This window comes from Sphaerisporangium sp. NPDC049003 (assembly GCF_043197795.1).
Classification (GTDB): domain Bacteria; phylum Actinomycetota; class Actinomycetes; order Streptosporangiales; family Streptosporangiaceae; genus Sphaerisporangium.
This window is the reverse complement of sequence record NZ_JBICTU010000026.1, coordinates 43,682-63,289: the sequence shown is the minus strand read 5'-3', so window position 1 is coordinate 63,289 and position 19,608 is coordinate 43,682. Positions and strand designations below refer to the sequence as shown.

Annotated in this window: 17 protein-coding genes; 7 read left to right on the top strand and 10 right to left on the bottom strand. The window is 69.8% G+C overall.

The window, feature by feature from the left end; all coding sequences use genetic code 11:
* Positions 1–45: 45 nt before the first annotated feature.
* Together ACGFIV_RS27005 and ACGFIV_RS27000 are read right to left on the bottom strand one after the other, a co-directional pair.
* Complete coding sequence (locus tag ACGFIV_RS27005; RefSeq protein ID WP_358548516.1) at positions 46–834, bottom strand: AMP-binding protein; 789 nt, start codon at positions 832–834, stop codon at positions 46–48.
* A gap of 468 nt (positions 835–1,302) precedes the next feature.
* Positions 1,303–3,180, bottom strand: coding sequence for a LuxR C-terminal-related transcriptional regulator (locus tag ACGFIV_RS27000; protein ID WP_358548514.1), 1,878 nt, complete (start codon positions 3,178–3,180; stop codon positions 1,303–1,305).
* Positions 3,181–3,903: 723 nt separating this feature from the next.
* Between ACGFIV_RS27000 and ACGFIV_RS26995 the strand changes: the two genes are divergently transcribed.
* Both ACGFIV_RS26995 and ACGFIV_RS26990 read left to right on the top strand, forming a co-directional pair.
* The gene (locus tag ACGFIV_RS26995) at positions 3,904–4,047 is read left to right on the top strand and encodes a hypothetical protein (protein WP_358548512.1); all 144 of its coding nucleotides are present in this window, start codon (positions 3,904–3,906) and stop codon (positions 4,045–4,047) included.
* 124 nt (positions 4,048–4,171) lie between these two features.
* Entirely contained in the window at positions 4,172–6,163 is a 1,992-nt protein-coding gene (locus ACGFIV_RS26990; RefSeq protein ID WP_392838078.1) for an ABC transporter ATP-binding protein, read from the top strand.
* A gap of 68 nt (positions 6,164–6,231) precedes the next feature.
* On the opposite strand, the gene ACGFIV_RS26985 is transcribed toward ACGFIV_RS26990, so the two are convergent.
* Positions 6,232–6,645, bottom strand: coding sequence for a MerR family transcriptional regulator (locus ACGFIV_RS26985; RefSeq protein WP_358548507.1), 414 nt, complete (start codon positions 6,643–6,645; stop codon positions 6,232–6,234).
* An 81-nt stretch (positions 6,646–6,726) separates the two neighbouring features.
* Between ACGFIV_RS26985 and ACGFIV_RS26980 the strand changes: the two genes are divergently transcribed.
* Complete coding sequence (locus ACGFIV_RS26980; protein WP_358548505.1) at positions 6,727–6,930, top strand: hypothetical protein; 204 nt, start codon at positions 6,727–6,729, stop codon at positions 6,928–6,930.
* 33 nt (positions 6,931–6,963) lie between these two features.
* On the opposite strand, the gene ACGFIV_RS26975 is transcribed toward ACGFIV_RS26980, so the two are convergent.
* Complete coding sequence (locus ACGFIV_RS26975) at positions 6,964–7,620, bottom strand: TetR/AcrR family transcriptional regulator (RefSeq protein WP_358548503.1); 657 nt, start codon at positions 7,618–7,620, stop codon at positions 6,964–6,966.
* A 70-nt stretch (positions 7,621–7,690) separates the two neighbouring features.
* Between ACGFIV_RS26975 and ACGFIV_RS26970 the strand changes: the two genes are divergently transcribed.
* A complete protein-coding gene (locus ACGFIV_RS26970) occupies positions 7,691–9,016 on the top strand; it encodes a GH1 family beta-glucosidase (protein WP_358548500.1) in 1,326 nt (441 codons plus the stop codon).
* A 13-nt stretch (positions 9,017–9,029) separates the two neighbouring features.
* On the opposite strand, the gene ACGFIV_RS26965 is transcribed toward ACGFIV_RS26970, so the two are convergent.
* Entirely contained in the window at positions 9,030–9,929 is a 900-nt protein-coding gene (locus tag ACGFIV_RS26965; RefSeq protein ID WP_358548497.1) for a hypothetical protein, read from the bottom strand.
* A 393-nt stretch (positions 9,930–10,322) separates the two neighbouring features.
* Here ACGFIV_RS26965 and ACGFIV_RS26960 point away from each other — a divergent pair, with 393 nt between their 5' ends.
* Positions 10,323–11,759: an aldehyde dehydrogenase gene (locus ACGFIV_RS26960; RefSeq protein WP_358548494.1), complete on the top strand. Its 1,437-nt coding sequence runs from the start codon at positions 10,323–10,325 to the stop codon at positions 11,757–11,759.
* A 153-nt stretch (positions 11,760–11,912) separates the two neighbouring features.
* Here the strand turns inward: ACGFIV_RS26960 and ACGFIV_RS26955 are convergent, their stop codons facing one another.
* Both ACGFIV_RS26955 and ACGFIV_RS26950 read right to left on the bottom strand, forming a co-directional pair.
* A complete protein-coding gene (locus ACGFIV_RS26955; RefSeq protein WP_392838077.1) occupies positions 11,913–13,040 on the bottom strand; it encodes an acetate/propionate family kinase in 1,128 nt (375 codons plus the stop codon).
* 64 nt (positions 13,041–13,104) lie between these two features.
* The gene (locus ACGFIV_RS26950) at positions 13,105–13,899 is read right to left on the bottom strand and encodes an alpha/beta fold hydrolase (RefSeq protein ID WP_358548489.1); all 795 of its coding nucleotides are present in this window, start codon (positions 13,897–13,899) and stop codon (positions 13,105–13,107) included.
* Positions 13,900–14,405: 506 nt separating this feature from the next.
* Between ACGFIV_RS26950 and typA the strand changes: the two genes are divergently transcribed.
* The gene (gene typA / locus ACGFIV_RS26945) at positions 14,406–16,259 is read left to right on the top strand and encodes a translational GTPase TypA (protein WP_358548486.1); all 1,854 of its coding nucleotides are present in this window, start codon (positions 14,406–14,408) and stop codon (positions 16,257–16,259) included.
* A 333-nt stretch (positions 16,260–16,592) separates the two neighbouring features.
* Here typA and ACGFIV_RS26940 read toward each other — a convergent pair whose 3' ends face one another.
* The 3 genes from ACGFIV_RS26940 to ACGFIV_RS26930 form a co-directional block, all read right to left on the bottom strand.
* A complete protein-coding gene (locus ACGFIV_RS26940; RefSeq protein WP_392838076.1) occupies positions 16,593–17,486 on the bottom strand; it encodes a polysaccharide deacetylase family protein in 894 nt (297 codons plus the stop codon).
* Between the two features lie 30 nt (positions 17,487–17,516).
* Positions 17,517–17,822 (bottom strand): hypothetical protein, encoded by a 306-nt coding sequence (locus ACGFIV_RS26935; protein ID WP_358548481.1) that lies wholly within the window; start codon positions 17,820–17,822, stop codon positions 17,517–17,519.
* 151 nt (positions 17,823–17,973) lie between these two features.
* On the bottom strand, positions 17,974–18,555 hold the full coding sequence (locus ACGFIV_RS26930) for an XRE family transcriptional regulator (RefSeq protein WP_358548478.1): 582 nt from the start codon (positions 18,553–18,555) through the stop codon (positions 17,974–17,976).
* Between the two features lie 84 nt (positions 18,556–18,639).
* Between ACGFIV_RS26930 and ACGFIV_RS26925 the strand changes: the two genes are divergently transcribed.
* Positions 18,640–19,476: an EamA family transporter gene (locus ACGFIV_RS26925; RefSeq protein WP_392838075.1), complete on the top strand. Its 837-nt coding sequence runs from the start codon at positions 18,640–18,642 to the stop codon at positions 19,474–19,476.
* Positions 19,477–19,608: the final 132 nt, after the last annotated feature.

Here is a 19,608-nt window from a genome sequence, read left to right as displayed (position 1 = left end):
AGGGTGTGCAAATAACGTCTCCGTATAGGGCAAAACTCCCCATCCTCAAAGCCTGGTGATCACCTTGCGGTCCCCGTCGACGAGGGCCGCGAGTGTGATTCCGAAGTCGTCGACGATGCTCCGCAGCTGGGGGCGGGTGAGGCCGGGGACCGCGACCACCGTCGCGCCGCGCATCAGAGCCAGGCTCACCAGCACGGGGACGTCGCACCCGCCGTCGAGCGGCCAGGCCACCAGCACGACGTCCGACGCGACGAGGTCGGCCGTACGGTCGAGCGTGCGCACGCCCGCGAGGAACTCCCGGTGGCTCAGCACACCTTGCGCCATCGCCACGGCCGGCTCGGTGGCGGGGACCGGCTGCGGCTCGGGCAGGTCGCCCAGGGCGAGCAGTTCGTCGAAGTCGACCGAGTCCGGAGTGGGGCCGAACGTCACGATCTGCCGTACCCGCGAGGTGTCGGCCGCCTCGCCCGCCGCCTCCACGAGTTCGGGAGTGGTGAACAGCAGGCGGACGTCGTGGTGGGTGAACAGCGCGGCCATCTCGGCGATGCCGCTGCTCACGCTCACGGGCAGGGCCACTCCCCCGGCGGCGATCACGCTGAGCAGGGCGATGATCTGCGCGGGCACCGTGTGGACGTAGACCCCGGAGACCTGCCCCGCCTTCATTCCGCGCTTGACCAGGCCGGCCGCCGCCCTCGTCACGGTGGCCGCCAGCCGCTGGTAGGTGTAGACCGCTCCCCCGGCGAGGTCGACCAGGGCGTGCCGGTCACCCCGTTCGCCGGCCCTGCCGAGCAGGGCACCGGTCACGGTGGCGGTCGCCGGGAAAGTGCTGGGCGTCATCTGGACGACGGTACGGGCTGCCGCGTCTCTACCGGATCCGCCAATGTGTGTAGATAACTGTGTAGCCGCGCCGTGGACCCCTACACATGCCCCCTGACCGGAGCCCGGCCGCAGCGAGGCGATCACCGACCCACGGGCCGCGCGGGGACGAGCTCGGGCCGGCGGCGTCCTGAGACGCCGTGACCCGAGCTCGCGGGCCGCGCACCCCCGGGCTCGGTCTCCACCCCTCCGAGGTGACCTCACCCGTCACGCGGGACACGCGGCGTTCCTGCGCGACCGGCCGGCGGCCTGTCCGCGCCGCTCCCACGAGCCCCCTGCCCGGGGTCACCGGAGGACGGCCGCCGCCGACCGATCAGGCCACCAACTTAAGCCGGAAGACCGGGCCTCGCCCATGGTCCACTCTGCGCATTCAGGAGGTGACCAGGAGCCCGCCCACCTATGTAAGGGCTCACGCCCGCCGGCCTTCGGTCAGTCGCGCCCGCCCGACCTGTGGGCGCCCCACTCGACCATCCAGGCGGCCACCTGGGTGCGCGAGGAGAAGCCGAGCTTGGCCAGCATGTTGGCCACGTGCCGGGCGACGGTCGCCGAGCTGATGACCAGCTCGGCCGCGATCGCGCGGTTGCTGAGCCCCTGGGCGATGAGCAGGGCGATCTCCTGCTCCCGCGCGGTGAGGGTGGTTCCCGGGGCGAGGGAGGCGGGCGGCTCGCCGGGCGTGGCGGGGGGAAGGGCGCCGGGCGCGGAAGGGCGATCGCCCTGGGCCGTGATCTCCAGGGCGTACGCCACCGCCTGCTCCACCGTCATCCCATGGCCCCGCGAGGCGAGGCCGACCGGCGCGCCCGGCCCGGCCAGGCGCGCCGGGCCGCCCTGCTCGGCGGACCCCACCGGCTGGTCGAGGAGGGCGAGCAGGATCAGGGCGAGCGCGTCGCCCGCCGGCCCCTGGGCGGCGCGGTAGGACGCGAGCCCGGCCTCCGCGTGCTCGCCCGCCTCGTCCAGCCGCCCCTGCATCAGGGCGAGCGTGCCTCGCAGGGCGAGAGCCCGCCCGCGCAGGGCGCCCGACATGTGCGGCGGGGCGGTGGCGAGCAGGCGCTCCAGCCACGCGCCGACCTGGAACTGGCACGGCCCATCGCCGATCACCACCCAGCGCAGGTTGACGATCAGGCGGATCGCCGGCTCGGGGTCGCCGGTCTCGATCGACCATCTGATGGCGCTTGCCAGGTCGGGCCTCAACCCTTCGAGCCGCCGCGACAGGCGCTCATCCGCCGGCCAGGGCGCCTTGCGGCCCGGCCTGATCGCCGCGTCGAACTCCTCGGCGACCTGGTGGACGTAGTCGCGGTGACGCCGCCGGAAGCGGTCTTCCTCCCCTGCCGAGCTCAGCCGCTCGGCGGCGTAGTCACGAATGGGGCGGAGCAGGCGGTAGCGGGCCTCGCCCGCCATCTCGCCGCCGGGAACCACCAGCGACCTGGAGATCAGGCCGCGCGTGTGCGCCGGCATGTCCTCCATCCAGAGGCCGCCCCCCGCGCAGACCCGCTCGGCCATGCGCGGCGTCCATCCGTCCCTGAAGACGGTGACCCGCCGGAGCAGCGCCTTTTCGGGGTCGCTGAGCAGGTGGTAGCTCCAGTCGATGGTGGCGGCCAGCACGCGGTCGCGCGAGAGCGAACCCTCGCGGACGGGCGGGCTCATCGCCCGGAAATGGCCGCTGATGCCCGCGACCGCCTCTTCGACGCCGAGTTTCGTGGTCGTGGCCGCCACCAGCTCGATCGCGAGCGGGATGCCGCCGAGGCGGCGGACCAGCGACGCGACGGCCGCGGCTCCGTCACGGACCCTTGAGTACCCGGCCCACGCCCCGGCCGCGCGGTCGGAGAAGAGGCGTACGGCCTCACAGGGCGCGAGGTCACCGGGAAAGCGGCCGTCGCCGCCTTCGGGAAGCGTCAGAGGGGGGACCCGCCAGGCCGTCTCGCGAGCGAGCCCGAGCGGCCGGCGGCTCGTGGCGAGGATCCTGGCTTCGGGACAGGCGGACAGCACCCGCCCGCACAACCGGGCGCAGTCGTCGGGCATGGAGTCGCACCCGTCGAGGACCAGGAGCACGCGGCGGGTGCCTATCGCCTCGACCAGGGCGTCCTCGACCGGCTGCGACCCCTTGGGCGAGACGCGGAGCACCACGGCGACACAGGCGGCGATCTCGTGCGGCTGGACGGCGCCGGCGAGCTCCACCAGCCGCACGCCATCGGGGAACCGCCACGCCACCTCGGCTCCGACCCTCAGCGCGAGGCGGGTCTTGCCGATGCCGCCGACGCCGCACAGCGTCACCACGCGGCTCACGGCGAGGAGGTGCGCCAACTCGTCCACATCGGAGTGTCGCCCCACAAAACTGGTGGGCTCCGGCGGAAAGTTGGTGGTGGCGGTCATACGCCTCGGGGGGCTGGGGGGCTGGCCATTGCGTAAGTGTTCCATCAAACAACGGAGCGCGCTCGGCTGATGACGCTATTCGCGTCACCCCTGGTGGAGGCGGCCAAATCTGCCGACAGAATCAGAACTCTTTGTAGACTTCTGCGGGCGATTGAAGTCGCCGGGGAATGCGTCCGGGCACTTTGTCCCATCCAGGCGCCCCAAGTCCCTTCGTCTACGCGGGAGCAGATCTGTCAAGGCGGCGGCGCGATCCCGGTCGGCGGCCACAGAATGTTAACTACTTTCTCGTTTTTCGACCTTCCGTATTTGTGATCTTATTGGCTACTCTGCTCTGATCACGCCGCATGGACGGCCTCGCCGAGCGGGCCGTACACGAGCCCTGGCACGTTCCCGTGTGAAGTGTGCTCCAGCGGGCAGATCGGACGAGCAACGACGGAGACCGACGGTGACGCGAGAACGAACCCCCGTTTTCCTTCCCCCGCCCGTCCCGGGACCGAGGAAATGTTCCACCTCAAATCAGCGTTACGGACCGCCCGTTCTGCACGAAGAGTGATCGACAAAGGCTGAAGCTGCGATCCGCGGTCACGGAAGGTAAGATTCCACGAGCACCGGCCTCCTGGACGACTTTCGGACCGGTAAGGCACCTCACGTCGGGAGACTCAGATGGAAACCGCCGACCTGGAAGACCTGAGCCTCGAACTCCTCCTCATCGCCGCCCTTCACGAGGAGGCCGAGCGCCTTGCCGCGCAGCTTCCCGAGCCCTCGATCGGCAAGATCGACTGGGCCAGGCCCTTTCGCCGCGGGTAGCCCTGTAATGAGCGGCTTCGCCGGGCACAAGCGGAGCAACCGAAGTAATTGCCACTTTCAACTTAAATGCCCACCTTTACGAGGACGGCTTTAAACTGTCGGTGCCGCCGGTCACACTGCGAGCATGGCCGACCTCCCCCCGGAAACCTCCTCCCCGGACGACTCCACCCCCAAGGGCTCGCCACCGGGCGCCTCCGCCGCCGATGACGCGCCGGCCGATCTCGGCGAGGTCACCTTCAGCGACTGGAACGCCCACATCGTCACGATGACCGGCGTTGGATTCCTCACGGTGGCGCGCAGGCTCCCCGCCCTCATCGGCCACGCCGTCCGCATGGCCTGGCAGGCGAGCCCGCGCGACACCGTGGCGACGATCTCCCTGAGCTTGCTGGGCGGCGTCTTCACCGCCTTCGGGCTGCTCGCCACGACGGGCGTGCTGCAGGCCCTGTTCTCCGCCGGCCCGACTCCCGACCGGGTCAAGGCCGCGCTGCCCAGCCTGCTGCTCGTCGGCGTGGCCGCCACCCTGCGCACGACCCTGCAGGCCGGGGCCGGGTGGGCGCAGTCCCGGCTGGAGCCACAGGTCGGCCGCATCGCCGAGAAGCAGTTGTACGACCTGACCAGCCGCGTCGACCTGATCTGCTTCGACGACCCCGACTTCCACGACTCGCTCCAGCGGGCCCGCATGCGCGGCGTCTCCATGGTCGACAGCGTGGTCAACTCGGCGATCGACCTGCTCACCGGGCTGATCGGCATCGGCGCCGCCGCCGGCGTGCTCGGCATCCTGCATCCCGTGCTGCTGCCCCTGCTCGTGCTGGCCGTCATCCCCGACGCCTGGGCCGCCGTCCGCGCGGCCCGCATGCGGTACACCACGATGTTCTCCCTGATCCCGGTCCGGCGGCGCAAGTGGATCCTGAGCGAGCTCATGGCCGACAGGGAGACCGCGGCAGAGGTCCGCTCGTTCACCATGCGGCGCTTCCTCATGCGGCTGTACGACGCGGTGGCGGGCGCCGAGCAGGACGTCGTGGTCGACCTCGCCCGGCGGCAGACCCTGGCGAGGATCGTCGGTGAGGCGCTCGGCGGCGTCGGCACCGCCGTCGTCTACGTCGCGCTCGGCGTCCTGCTCGCGATCGGCGCGGTCCCGCTGGCCGTGGCGGGCACCGCCGTCCTCGCCATCCGGTCGGGTCAAAGTTCCCTGTCCAGCCTGATGTACGCCACCAACCACCTGTACGAGGAGGGCCTCTACTTCACCGATTTCCTCGACTTCTGCGCCCAGGCCCGCGACCGCATGGGCCCGGCCCGGCCTCGCGGGGCGCCCTCGGCCTTCGAGCGGATCACGGTCGACGATGTGACCTTCAACTATCCGGGGAAGGAGGAGCCCGCCCTCGACCACGTGTCCATCCACATCGACAAGGGCGAGGTGGTCGCGCTCGTGGGCGAGAACGGCTCGGGCAAGACCACCCTGTCGAAGATCCTCGCCGGGCTGTACGACCCCGGGAGCGGGCACGTCCGGTGGGACGACGTCGACATCGCGGACGTCGACCAGGAGGAGCTCCGCCGGCACATCGCCGTCATCGCCCAAGACCACACCCGCTGGCCGCTGACGGCGAAGGACAACATCGCCATGGGCCTTGAGAAGGGCGAGGAGGCGTTGATCTCCTCGGCCGAGGTCGCGGGGGCCGACCAGGTGGTCGCCGAGCTGCCGCACGGCTACCGCACCCTGCTCGACCGCCGTTTCAAGGACGGGCACGAGCCCTCGGGCGGCCAGTGGCAGCGCATCGCCGTGGCCCGGGGCTTCTACCGCGACGCGCCGCTGCTGATCTGCGACGAGCCGACGGCCGCGCTGGACGCCCGCGCCGAGCACTCGCTGTTCGAGCGCATCCGCAGGCACGCCGACGGCCGCACCGTCCTGCTCATCACCCATCGTCTGGCGAGCGTGCGCTACGCCGATCGCATCTACGTCCTCGACCACGGCGAGGTGGTGGAGCAGGGCACCCACGACCAGCTCATGGTCCACGACGGCATCTACGCCGACCTCTACAACCTCCAGGCCAGCGCCTACAGCGCGAACGCCGGCGGGCCTCGCGGCGGAGGGCCTGGATCAGCGTCACCTTGGCCATGAGCGCGCAGCCCCCCGCCACCCGGCGGAGGGACCATGGGTGCGGGAGAGCGCCCTCGGCGCGGGGCCGATCAGCCCGGCTGGGGTTCCTCGACGCGTTCGCACGGGGACGGCGTCTCGGAGAGGGCCAGCACGTCGCGGTAGTAACCGATCTTGCGCCGGAGGGCCGCCTGCTTCTCCCGGAGCTGGGCGATCTGCGCCTCGACCTCGCGGTCATGCGCCTCCAGCAGCGTGACGCGGTCGTTGATGGTGTCGTCCCCCTTGCGGACGAGCTTGGCGAAGCGCAGCATCTCGGCGATGGGCATCCCGGTGTCGCGCAGGCACCTGACCATGCCGAGCCACCCGAGGTCCTCGTCGCTGAACCGCCTCTGGCCGGCGGCGTTCCGCTCGACCGGCTCAAGGAGGCCGATGCGCTCGTAGTAACGGAGGGTGTCCAGGCTGAACCCTGTCTCCTCGGCGGCCTGTCCCGGTGTGTAGACGCTCACGGCGTCGAGCATGACACCTGGAGTGGGCTCCAGGTCAAGGGTGTTGACCTGGAGCCCACTCCAGCGTGCAAGGTGTGCCGCATGACACACATCGCACTCGGGACCATTCCCTTCGGTACGACCGTCGACGAGGCGACGTCGTTCGCGATCCTGGACCGCTTCGTCGAGGCGGGCGGCACCTGCGCCCCCGGCCGGGCGTGCGGCTCCCCGAAGGCGGTCACGTGCAGGTCGGCGAGGAGATGCTCGACGCTGCGCGCCCGGCTCGACGATCCCGCCCTGGCCTGATCACCGCCTGGCCTGATCACCGCGCGGGCCGCCTCACAGTTCGGGCAGGTGGTCGGCCAGGTAGCGGCGGACCAGCCGCCTGCACTCGGCGATCAGGTCGGGATCGCCCTCGGGATGTGACCGGAAGGCGAGCTTCAGCACGGCGTCGGCCGCCTCCACGGCCACGATCAGCGCGCGGTCGAGACCGGGGCCGGTCGGCGCCCCCAGAAGTTCGATGGTGAGCGCGCGGAGCCGGTCGGCGACGATGACGTTGTTCTCCAGCGCGGCGTCCAGCAGGCGGTTGGTCCCCTTGAGCGGTGGCCCCTCGGGGGTCGGCAGCACCTCGCCGAAGTCGACGATGGCGAACCCCGGGGTGGTGCGCTTCATCGCCACGAACTCGTCCACCGCCAGGTCGACGGCGTCGGTCCAGTCGGAGACGCCGGCGGCGCCCAGCCGGGCGGTGAGCCGGGCGAGGAACGCGTCGAGGTTGCGCAGCGCGAGCGCCCGCACGAGCCCCTGCTTGTCGGGGAAGAACTGGTAGAACGTGCCAATCGGCACCTCTGCCCTGCGGGCCACTTCCTTGGTGGTCAGCGCGTCGTACCCCACCTCGTCGAGGAGCCGGGCGCATTCGTCCAGCATCCGCTCGACCCGCTCGACACTGCGGCGCTGAGCGGGACGGCGGCGGAGCGTCCCTGCGGAGACGTTCGTCATCCCCCCATCATCCTCCCGAATCGGTTTCCTGGGCTTAACATGAGTTTCACTCATATCACCGGAGGCGACCATGTTCCTTTGGGGTACGGCCACCGCGTCCTACCAGATCGAGGGCGCCGTGGAGCAGGACGGCAGGGGAAGGTCCATTTGGGACACCTTCGCCCACGAGCCCGGCCGGATCAGGGACGGCCGCACCGGAGACGTCGCGTGTGACCATTACAACCGGTGGTCAGAGGATGTCATGCTCATGGACGCCCTGGGGGTGAACTCCTACCGGTTCTCGATCTCGTGGTCACGGATCCAGCCCGAGGGACGGGGGAAGCCCAACGAGGCCGGGCTCGGCTTCTACGACCGGCTGGTGGACGAGCTGTGCGCGAAGGGCATCGTGCCTGCGGCCACGATCTTCCACTGGGACCTGCCGCAGGCCCTGGAGGACCGGGGCGGCTGGCTGAACCGCGACACCTCCCTCTACCTGGCGGACTACGCGGGGATCCTGGCGGAGCGCCTCGCCGACCGGGTCCCGATGTGGATCACGCTCAACGAGCCGTTCATCCACATGGTGTTCGGCTACGCCCTCGGCACCCACGCCCCGGGCAGGACGCTGTTCCTCGACGCGCTGCCCGCCGCCCATCACCAGTTGCTCGGCCACGGGCTCGCCGTACAGGCCCTGCGGGCGCACGGAGCCGAGCGGGTGCTCATCACCAACAACTGCACGCCCGTCTGGCCCGCGTCCGGCTCGGCGGAGGACCTGGCCGCCGCCGATGCCTACGACACCCTGCACAACAGGCTGTTCAACGACCCCGTCCTTCTCGGCAAATATCCGGACTTGTCGGCGTACGGGGTGACCACGCTGGACGCCGTACGGGACGGCGACCTGGAGATCATCGCCCAGCCCCTGGACGGCCTCGGCGTCAACTACTACAACCCCACACGTATCGCCGCCCCCGCCCCGGGGCAGGACCCCGCGCCGCTGCCATTCGAGGACGCGGGCGTCACCGGCTACCCCACCACGGCCTTCGGCTGGCCCGTCGTCCCCGACGGCCTGCGCGAGCTGCTGGTCGGGCTCAGGGACCGGTACGGCGACACGCTGCCGCCGGTGTACGTCACCGAGAACGGCTGCTCGCAGGCGGACGAGCCGGGCCAGGACGGCACGGTGGACGACCAGGCGCGCATCGCCTTCCTCGACGGGCACATCGGCGCCGTCGGCGCCGCCATCGCCGAGGGCGTGGACGTGCGCGGGTACTACGTGTGGTCGCTGATGGACAACTTCGAGTGGGCCGAGGGGTTCGGCCAGAGGTTCGGCCTGGTCCACGTCGACTTCGCCACGCAGAAGCGCACACCCAAGGCGTCGTACCACTGGCTGAGGGAGCGCATCGCCGCCCGGCCCCGGCCGTGACCGGGCGGGACGGCTAGAAGACCGACACGTGGACGTGGTCGTAGTGGTTGGCGGTAACGCCGCCTCTGTCCGACATCTGCCGCCAGCCCGCGCCCGTGCGGATGTCGTAGTAGCGCTGCCGCCAGATGATGTACATGATGCCGATCTGGCGGCCGTTCTCGATGCACCACTGGGCCAGGGCGTCCCCACGGGCGACCGACGCGGCGTCGGGCATGCGTCCGCCCGTGCTCATCATGAAGTCGCAGGCGCGACCCTTGCCGTGCTCGCCCGGGTCGCCGGAACGCAGGCATCCGACGCTGAACGGCATCGGGAAGCTCTGCATGATGAGGGCCCGGACGCTCACCATGCGCGCGGTCAGGCCGCTGGCCGAACCGGGCGTCTGGAACCCGAACTTCTTGAGCAGCTGCTCGACGTCCTGCTTCTTCGACTGGAGCTGCCTGATCTCCTTCTTGAGATCGACGATCTTGTCGTCGGCGTCCGCCTTGGCGGCCTTCGAGTCCTTGATCAGCGAGCTGATGTGCTTCAGCCGCTGGTTCTTCTCCTCGGCGAGGTAGGTGACGGTGGCGGCCTGCCCGAGGATCGTGTCGGGGTCACCGCTGTACGTGAACACCTTCGGGCCGTCGATCGTGCCGGACATGTAGGAGTTGCGGTAGAACTGCGCGACCTGCTCCTCGGCGTCGGCCAGGTCGGCCCGGAGCTTCCTGACCCGGTCGCCGGCCTTCTGCGCGGCTTCCCGGACGTCCTCCAGGCTCTGGATCTGGCCTCGGTAGGCCTTCTGCAGGTCGGCGGCCTGCTTGGTCAGCCTGTTGAGCTGGGCCTGGGGGCTGGGCTTGGCCTCGGCCGCCGGCACGGCGAGCACCGAGAACAAGCCGACGAGGACGGCGGCCAGCCCCATCACACGGCCTGATCGCATCAGCCCTCCCCAACTTCAGACGCCCCGACTATAGAAGCCGATCTTCAGGGCTGTCACACGATCGGAAGAACCTACACACCCTTAGTGAACTATCTACCACTTTGGGAAGATCCGGCATGCGGGTTTCCCGACAATGGGCTCGACCGGACATGCGGACGCCGGATGACGTTCGCGCTGATCGCAGGGTTGACCGAACCTCGACAGCCGGGCGACCGATCTTACCGAGGGACGCTCCCCGGAGTCCGCCACTCTTGCCAACCGGGACAGAACATGATTCTGTCTCAGCGACCGGGCGATGCGGCCCCTTGTGAGCCCGGCCCTCGGCGGCAAGACTAAAACAAGCAAGCATTCGGTCAAGTAAGGACCCGGCCCGCCCGACCAGGAGGCAGACACATGCTTCAGCACGACCGTCTTTTCATCGGGGGCGACTGGGTTGCCCCCGCGGGCACGGCGACGATCGACGTCATCTCCCCCCACACCGAGGAGGTCGTCGGGCGGGTGCCCGACGGCACTCCCGCCGACATGGACAAAGCGGTGGCCGCCGCCCGCCAGGCCTTCGACCACGGACCGTGGCCGAGGATGTCCATGGCCGAGCGCGCCGAGGTGGTCGGCAAGCTGGCCGAGCTGTACGCCGCCCGCCAGGCCGAGATCGCCGACATCATCACGCTCGAAATGGGCAGCCCGATCACCTTCTCGCAGCTCGCCCAGGCCCCGCAGCCGCTCGGCATGTTGCAGTACTTCAGCGAGCTGGGCAAGACCTTCGCGGTCGAGGACGAGCGTCCGGGCCTGTTCGGCCCGGTCACCGTTCGCCGGGAGCCGGTCGGCGTCGTCGCGGCCGTGGTGCCGTGGAACGTGCCGCAGTTCGTCATCATGACCAAGCTGGCCCCCGCGCTGATCGCCGGCTGCACGGTCGTGGTCAAGCCCGCTCCCGAGACCCCGCTCGACTCCTACCTCCTCGCGGAGATGATCAAGGAGTCGGGTGTCCCGGACGGCGTCGTCAACATCGTGGCCGCCGGTCGCGAGGCGGGCGAGCACCTGATCTCGCACCCGGGCGTCGACAAGGTGGCCTTCACCGGGTCCACGGCCGCCGGCCGCCGTATCGCGGGCATCTGCGGCGAGCAGCTGAAGCGCTGCAGCCTCGAACTGGGCGGCAAGTCGGCGGCGATCGTCCTGGACGACTGCGACCTGGGCGCGGCCATGGGGTTCCTCTCGATCGCCTCCCTCATGAACAACGGCCAGGCGTGCGTGGCCCAGACCCGCATCCTCGCCTCCTCCGCGCGGTACGACGAGGTGCTGCAGGCCGTGGCCGACATGGTCGGCGGCCAGCAGGTCGGCGACCCGTCCGAGCCGGCCACCGGTATCGGCCCGCTGGTGGCCAAGCGCCAGCAGGAGCGGGTCGAGGGCTACATCAGGCTCGGCATCGAGGAGGGCGCGAAGCCCGTCATCGGCGGTCTCGACCGTCCCTTCGACCGGGGCTGGTACGTCGCGCCGACCGTCTTCGCCGGCGTCTCCAACGACATGCGCATCGCCCGTGAGGAGATCTTCGGCCCCGTGCTGTCGGTGATCGAGTACCAGGACGAGGCCGACGCCATCCGCATCGCCAACGACAGCGACTACGGCCTGTCGGGCACGGTCTGGACCTCCGACACCGACCACGGCATGGACATCGCCCGCCAGGTCCGCACGGGCACGTACGGCGTCAACATGATGAACACCATGGAGCCGTCCGCGCCGTTCGGCGGGTACAAGGCGAGCGGCGTCGGCCGCGAGCTCGGCCCCGAGGGCCTGTCGTCGTACCTGGAGTACAAGTCGATCGCCCGCCTGGGCTGAGACGGAGTGCGCAACCGCCGCCCAGCGCGCCCCCGCGTCGCTGGGCGACGGCCCCGCATTACAAGGATGTCCGAGATCGCCCCCGCCAAGAGACATGCCCGGGTCTGGAATTCTCCTGGTGGATCTCATACCTCCTTTGGAGGTAGACGACATTTACTCGGATTTAGTTCGCGCCAGTACCTCGGAAGTTTCCCTGGCGATCTCCAACTCCTCGTCGGTCGGGACGACGGCGACGGCCACGGCCGAGTCGTCGGCGGAGACCAGCCGGGCCCCCTTGACCGAAACGTTGCGGAGCGGATCAAGCCGGATGCCCATCGGTTCGAGGCCCGTGAGCACGTTGCGCCTGACCAGAGCGGAGTTCTCCCCCACCCCGCCGGTGAACGCGATCACGTCGACCCTGCCGAGGACCGCGCAGTAGGCGCCGATGTACTTCCTGAGCCGGTGGCTGTACACGTTGTAGGCCAGGGCGGCCTCCTCGTCGCCCGACTCGACCCGCTCCATGACCGTGCGCATGTCGTTGTCGCCGCACAGGCCGAGCAGGCCGCTGCGGTGGATCAGCATCGACTCGACCTCGTCCGGCGTCATGCCGCCCCGGATCAGGTGGAAGATGATCGCCGGGTCCAGATCTCCCGACCGGGTGCCCATGACCAGGCCTTCCAGCGGTGTCATGCCCATGGAGGTGTCCACGCACCGCCCCGCGGAGACCGCCGAGGCGCTCGCGCCGTTGCCCAGGTGCAGGACGATCACGTTGGCGGTGCCGGGCTTGCCCACGAGGGCCGCCGCCGCGCGAGAGACGTACGCGGTGGAGGTGCCGTGGAACCCGTACCTGCGCACGCCGAAGCGCTCCGCCACCTCGCGGTCGATGGCGTACGTGCGGGCGGCGGGCGGGATCGTGCTGTGGAACGCGGTGTCGAAGACCGCCACCTGTGGCAGGTCGGGCCGGAGCCGGCGCGTCACCTCTATGCCTGCGAGGTTCGACGGGTTGTGGAGCGGGGCCAGCGGGACGGCCTCCTCGATCTGTTTGACCACGTCGTCGGTGATCAGGACCGGTCCGGTGAACAAGGGCCCGCCGTGGACGACCCGGTGACCGATGGCGGTCAGGTCGGCGGAGTCCATCGACACGTCCTCGGCCACGCGCAGGAGGGCCGCTTCGTGGTCGGGGACGTCCGACCCGGGCTCCCCGATGCGCTCGATCTTGCCCTCCTTGAGCCGGATGGGCCCGTCGAGGTCGACGAGCTGGTACTTCACCGAGGACGACCCGGCGTTGACGACCAGGATCACTGGTCCACCCCCTGTGCCCGGAAAAGATGATGATGTCCGGGACCGATGCCCCAGGAAAGGGCGGTTAACCGGCGGTGTGCGTCCCCGCAGGCCGGGGACCCTCGTCTGCCCCCACGCGGGAGATCCACGTGCCGACGCGCCTGATGAGATCGGGCGTGGCGGAGGACTCCGCGTGGCCGTAGCCTGGCTCGATCCACAGCTCCTTCGGCTCGCGCGCGGAGTCGAAGAGCTGGTGGGCGTGCTCCAGGGGGAAGAAGTCGTCCGCGTCGCCGTGGACGATCAGCAGCGGCGTGGGCGAGATGCGCGCGACCGCCTCGTACGGCGCGAGCGGCACCGGGTCCCACTTCCCCGACTGGATGCGGGTGCGCTTGGCCAGCCGCGCCGCCAAGCGCCCGGACGCCCTCTCGATGGCCCAGTGGACCTGCCGCATCGGCCGGGTGCCGCGGTAGTACCAACGGGCGGGAGCGCTCACGGCGACGACCGCGTCCGTCCCTCCGTGCAGGGCCGCGTGACGTACGGCCACCGCGGCCCCCATCGAGAAGCCGACGGTCGCCACGCGGGTGTACCCGATGGAACGGGCGTGCCGTACGGCCGCGTCGAGGTCGAGGACCTCGGCGTCCCCGACCGTGGACAGGCCACCCGACCTGCCATGGCCGCGGAAGTCGAGCGCCACGACGCCCCCGAAGCCGCTCAGCACGTGCGCGATGCGCCGCGTCGTCCCCTCACGCCAGGAACCGGTGAACCCGTGGGCGAGGACGATGCCGAGATCGGTGTCGCCTCGCGAGGGGGTGTGCGCCGCGTCGATCCGCACACCGTCCTTCGTGATCAGCGTCGCGGGGAATGCTGCGGCAAGAGGCATGGAACGAGCCTATTCGGATCCGCGTCCGCACAGGAGGTGTGCCACGGAGAGGCCGCCATGGCCGAGGGGGTTTCGGCCTTGGCCACCGCCGGCGTGACGCATCCGGTCACGAAGGCGCCGAGCACGAGTGCCCATACGGCGAGGCGGCAGCGGTGTCCCATCTGCCGCCTGCACGGAAACTGGCCGACAGGTCCGGCGGCCCGGCGTGCGGAGGCGGCGAATTGCGTCAGTCCTTCGTCCACCATGCTGGCAGGTCTGCCCGGGCATGGCGGTGTTAGTCCAGAGTGCGCATTCCTTGACCATCTGCGGCCGGGGTCCTGATCTTCCTCTTCCGCGTTCCATCCCTGGTCATCGGGGGTGCGACCGGCAGACCACAGATTTGTGAAACTCGCCGGAATTGCCCCTCTTTGCGCAGACCCGGCACGTGGTGGTAACAGCGATCAACTAAAATGGTGGAGGCCGCAGTGTCCGCGGCCGGCCTCCACGACCTTGAGCGAGACTCCATCATGCCTTTGAACAGCCGCGACGACCTGCGGAACATCGCGATCATCGCGCACGTCGACCATGGCAAGACCACGCTCGTGGACGCCATGCTCTGGCAGTCCGGGGCGTTCCGCGCCAACCAGGACGTCGACGAGCGAGTCATGGACTCCAACGACCTGGAGCGCGAGAAGGGCATCACCATTCTCGCCAAGAACACCGCGGTCAAGCACGCCGGCATGACCCTCAACATCATCGACACCCCCGGCCACGCCGACTTCGGCGGTGAGGTCGAGCGCGGCCTGTCCATGGTCGACGGCGTCGTGCTGCTGGTGGACGCCTCCGAGGGCCCGCTGCCGCAGACCCGGTTCGTCCTGCGCAAGGCCTTCGCCGCCAAGATGCCGGTCATCCTGTGCATCAACAAGGTCGACCGTCCCGACGCCCGCATCAAGGAAGTCGTCGACGAGGTGTACGAGCTCTTCATGGATCTCGACGCCACCGAGGAGCAGATCGACTTCCCGATCGTCTACGCCTCCGCCAAGGCGGGCCGGGCCAGCCTCAACCGTCCCGAGGACGGCGGCATGCCCGACTCCGAGGACCTTGAGCCGCTGTTCGAGACCATCACCAAGACGATCCCCGCGCCGGTGTACGACCCCTCCGCGACGCTCCAGGCCCACGTCACCAACCTGGACGCCTCCAGCTACCTCGGCCGCATCGCGCTGTGCCGCGTCCACCAGGGCACCATCAAGAAGGGCCAGCAGGTCGCCTGGTGCCGCACCGACGGCACCATCCAGCGGGTCAAGATCAGCGAACTGCTGATGACCGAAGCGCTGGAGCGCAAGCCCGCCGAGCAGGCGGGCCCCGGCGACATCATCGCCATCGCGGGCATCCCCGACATCATGATCGGCGAGACGCTGGCCGACCCCGACGACCCGCGCCCGCTGCCGCTCATCACGGTCGACGAGCCGGCGATCTCGATGACCATCGGCACCAACACCAGCCCGCTGGTGGGCAAGGTCAAGGGCTCCAAGGTCACCGCCCGCATGGTCAAGGACCGGCTCGACAAGGAGCTCGTCGGCAACGTCTCGCTGCGCGTGCTCAGCACCGACCGTCCCGACACCTGGGAGGTCCAGGGCCGTGGCGAGCTGGCGCTCGCCATCCTGGTCGAGCAGATGCGCCGCGAGGGCTACGAGCTGACCGTGGGCAAGCCGCAGGTGGTCACCAAGACCATCGACGGCAAGCTGCACGAGCCGGTCGAGCGCCTCACGGTGGACGCCCCCGAGGAGTACCTGGGCGCGATCACCCAGCTCCTGGCCGTCCGCAAGGGCCGCATGGAGCACATGACCAACCACGGCACCGGCTGGATCCGCATGGAGTTCGTGGTCCCCGCCCGGGGCCTGATCGGCTTCCGCACCGAGTTCCTCACCGAGACGCGCGGCACGGGCCTGGTCCACCACGTCTTCGAGGCGTACGAGCCGTGGTTCGGCGAGCTGCGCACGCGTAACAACGGCTCGCTGGTGGCCGACCGGGCAGGCGTGGTGACCGCGTTCGCCATGATGAACCTCCAGGAGCGCGGCACGCTGTTCGTCTCCCCGACCACCGAGGTCTACGAGGGCATGATCGTCGGGGAGAACTCCCGCTCCGACGACATGGACGTCAACATCACCAAGGAGAAGAAGCTCACCAACATGCGCTCCTCCACCAGTGACGAGACCGAGAAGCTCATCCCGCCGCGGGTGCTCTCTCTGGAGCAGGCCCTGGAGTTCTGCCGCGAGGACGAGTGCGTGGAGATCACCCCGAACACCGTCCGCATCCGCAAGGTCGTGCTCGACGCGGCCATCCGCGGTCGCTCCGCCGCCCGCGCCAAGCGCGGAGGCTGAGGCGGCAGAGCCGGTCTGGGTCCCATCGAAGGTCACCGCCCGTCTCACTTGAGGGCGGTGACAAGCCGGGTCCAAGCCGTCTCCCAATCCCGGATGTGACGATCCATGTCATAGGGATAGGGGGTGTGCCATGCAGATGGCTCACGGCCGGTTGTCACTGGCCTTCCTGATCGCGTGGACGGCGTTCGCCGCGATCGTGCTGCTGCTCGCCTGAGCGGCTTTCCGTACGGCTCGCATCAGAGCCGGGAGTTCCGTACGGCTCGCGTTCGAGCCGGAGTTCCGTACGGCTCGCGTCCGGGGGGGCGCGGGCCGTACCCGATCAGGGCCGGAGGATCAGCGGCGCCTCTTGTCCTGCTCCTCCTCGCCCGCCTCACCGGCGTAGCGCTTTCCAGGAGCCAGACCACGGGCCCCGTACAGCTCCGACACGGTCACGAAGGTGTAGCCCTTGGCCGTGAGCTCCCGCAGCAGGTTCGGCACGGCCTCGGCCGTGGTCTTGTGGATGTCGTGCAACAGCACGATCGAGCCCGGCCTGGCCACCGAGGCCCGCTGGGCGACCAGGACGCTGTTCCTGTCGCGCCAGTCGAGCGTGTCGAGGTCCCAGAGGATCTGCGCCAGCCCCTCGCGGGCGGCCTCCTGCGCCACCGTGGCGTTCGTCGAGCCGTACGGCGGGCGCAGCAGCCGCATCGTGGCCCCGGTGGTGTCCTTGACCATCTGCTGGGTGCGTTCAAGCTGGGCGCGCAGGGCGTCGTGGGACAGCGAGGTGAGCGACGGGTGGTCCCAGGAGTGGTTGCCCAGCTCATGCCCCTCGGAGACCATGCGGCGCAGGTAGGGCCTGGTCTGGGCGTTCACCATCTGCCCGACCACGAAGAACGTGGCCTTGGCGTGGTACTCCGCGAGGACGTCGAGCACCCTTCCGGTGTAGTCGAACGGGCCGTCGTCGAACGTCAGTGCCACGCACTTGACCTGCCCGCACCGTATGGAGCGTTGAGGCGGCGCCACGATCGGGCGCGTCCCCGGCCACCCCGGCTGCTGGGCGACCACCCGCGCGGCCAGGAGCGCGGGATCGACCGCGAGGCGGACGGGCGCGGACTTCCGCACCCGGACGACGTCGTCCTTACGGCCCTGCTGGACGGGCGCCACCACCTCGCCGCATCCCGACAGTCCGAGGACCATCGAGACCGCGAGCGGGAGCGACCACCACAGGACTCCGACACGAAGAACAGCCACCCGCACGCTCCCCCCGAACAGCGGCAGGGGTCACGGGTAGTTCTCGGCCGCTTCCCCTCGCAGAGTCTTGGCGAGCTCGTCCCACCAGGGAGGAGTGTCGGCCTGCAACTCCGCGTGACGACGCGCCACACGAATGGCGCATCCGACGGGATCTGTACCCAGGTGACGACGTTTCACCACACCCTCCTGCCAATGGTAAAAGCCATCACGGAACGTGACGACCAGCCCGATCCAGACAGAAAGGATGGCGTCATCGCACACTTCGTACGCGTCCGTCACCCCCAGGCCGGCGAGTTCCACGCGGAGTTTCGCCATCGCCGCGCGGGAGTCAGTCACCTGACCACCTCCCCGCGACCTCCGGCCGGCCAGAACGGTAAGCCTTCAGCGCACACACAAGGATGATGTACCCCCATTGGGCGGGGCTTTGCACCACCATGAGCGAGACGTGATGTGACTGTGAGGAATCAATCACACACTCAGGGTCGCCCTACTGGTCGAGGGTCTCCCGAGGCTCCGTGACGACCATGACGAAGCGGAGCGTCGTCTCGCCCTCGTTGGCGTAGCGATGCGGACGGTCGGCGCTGAAGAGCACGGCCTCGTCCCGGCCGACGGCGTGGCTGCGGCCGTACACCGAGAGGGTGAGCTCGCCTTCGAGGACGGTCAGCATCTCGCGCGTGCCTGCCGGGTGCGCGTCGCCGTCGTGGTACTCCCCCGGCGCCAGGGTCCAGTCCCACAGCTCCAGGATCGCGGGGGCGTCCGATCCCACCAGGAGCCGTGCCGAGCCGCCCTTGTCGCTGCGCCACAGGGTGACGACGTCCGAGGCGTGGACGACCCGGACCACCGGGGTGTCGGAGACCTCCACCAGGCGGGCGACCGTCACCCCGAGCGCGTCGGCGACGCGCGTCAGCGTGGTCACGCTCGGGTTGGTGCGGCACTGCTCGATCTGGACGAGCATCCCCCGGCTCACACCCGAGCGCGCCGCGAGAGCGTCGAGGGTCAGCCCTCGATGGGCGCGCTGGGCGCGGACGTTGTTGGCGATCGCGGCCGTGATGGTCTCCGGGTCCGGCATGAGTGCAGTGTAGTGACATTTGTGTGCAATGGATTATCCCAATATATTGCCCTAACAGTGCAATCCATTGGGGGTGAGCCGGCGATGACGGCTGTACTGCTGGCGGCGACCTGCGCCGTGGTCTACGGCACGGCGGACTTCTTCGGCGGACTCGCCACCCGGCGCTCGCGCGTGCTCGCCGTGGTCATGCTCACCCAGGTCACGGGCTTGCTCTTCGTGCTGCCGCTGCTTCCGCTGCTGCCCGGCGCGCCGAGCCTCGGGGCGCTCACCTGGGGCATGGCGGCCGGGCTGGCCGGCGGGCTCGCCGTCATCCTGTTCTACCGGGCGCTCGCCGGCGGCGTGATGTCCGTGGTCGCGCCCACGACGGCCACCATGTCGATGGCGCTGCCTGTGGTGGTCGGCCTGCTGATGGGCGAGCGGCCCGAACCGGTCGCCCTGGGCGGGGTGGCCGTGGCGCTGGCCGCGGTGGTGCTCGTCAGCCGTGAGACGGGAGGCGCCGGAGGCCGGGCGGCGCTCACCCCGATCCTCACTTCCCTGGCCTCGGGCATCGGGTTCGGCGGGTTCTTCATCCTGCTCAAGCAGGTGCCGGAGGACACCGGCATGTGGCCGCTGTTCGGCGCCCGCCTCAGCTCGGTGGTCGTGGTCGCCGTCCTGGCCCTGTCGACGGGGCGTACGCTCCGGCCCGGCAAGGGCTCTTTGCCCACGATCATCGCCGCCGGGGTGCTCGACATGGCGGCCAACGTGCTCTACCTGCTGGCGGTCCAGCGCGGCCTGCTAGCCCTGGTGGCGGTGCTCGTGTCGCTGTATCCCGCCAGCACGCTGCTGCTCGCGCGGTATGTGCTCGGGGAGCGCCTCAACGCCGTGCAGACGGCGGGGGTAGGGCTCGCTCTCGCGGCCGTCGCCCTGATCGCCTCCGCGTAGAGGCCCCGCGTCGAGCCTTCGTCGTTTACACCTTCGTCGTTTACACCTTCGTCGTTTACACCTTCGCGTTGAATCGTTCGCGTAGAAGCCTTCAGACGGCCGGAGCGCGGGGAGCCGCGCTCCGGCGTCGCG

Excerpts from the sequence above, each read along its gene's own strand:
- ACGFIV_RS26960 (WP_358548494.1), top strand. The coding sequence starts at position 10,323 with ATGCTTCAGCACGACCGTCTTTTCATCGGGGGCGACTGGGTTGCCCCC.
- ACGFIV_RS27005 (WP_358548516.1), bottom strand. The coding sequence starts at position 834 with ATGACGCCCAGCACTTTCCCGGCGACCGCCACCGTGACCGGTGCCCTG.
- ACGFIV_RS26975 (WP_358548503.1), bottom strand. The coding sequence starts at position 7,620 with ATGACGAACGTCTCCGCAGGGACGCTCCGCCGCCGTCCCGCTCAGCGC.
- ACGFIV_RS26990 (WP_392838078.1), top strand. The coding sequence starts at position 4,172 with ATGGCCGACCTCCCCCCGGAAACCTCCTCCCCGGACGACTCCACCCCC.
- ACGFIV_RS26980 (WP_358548505.1), top strand. The coding sequence starts at position 6,727 with ATGACACACATCGCACTCGGGACCATTCCCTTCGGTACGACCGTCGAC.
- typA (WP_358548486.1), top strand. The coding sequence starts at position 14,406 with ATGCCTTTGAACAGCCGCGACGACCTGCGGAACATCGCGATCATCGCG.
- ACGFIV_RS26930 (WP_358548478.1), bottom strand. The coding sequence starts at position 18,555 with ATGCCGGACCCGGAGACCATCACGGCCGCGATCGCCAACAACGTCCGC.
- ACGFIV_RS26950 (WP_358548489.1), bottom strand. The coding sequence starts at position 13,899 with ATGCCTCTTGCCGCAGCATTCCCCGCGACGCTGATCACGAAGGACGGT.
- ACGFIV_RS26995 (WP_358548512.1), top strand. The coding sequence starts at position 3,904 with ATGGAAACCGCCGACCTGGAAGACCTGAGCCTCGAACTCCTCCTCATC.
- ACGFIV_RS26925 (WP_392838075.1), top strand. The coding sequence starts at position 18,640 with ATGACGGCTGTACTGCTGGCGGCGACCTGCGCCGTGGTCTACGGCACG.
- ACGFIV_RS26970 (WP_358548500.1), top strand. The coding sequence starts at position 7,691 with ATGTTCCTTTGGGGTACGGCCACCGCGTCCTACCAGATCGAGGGCGCC.
- ACGFIV_RS26965 (WP_358548497.1), bottom strand. The coding sequence starts at position 9,929 with ATGCGATCAGGCCGTGTGATGGGGCTGGCCGCCGTCCTCGTCGGCTTG.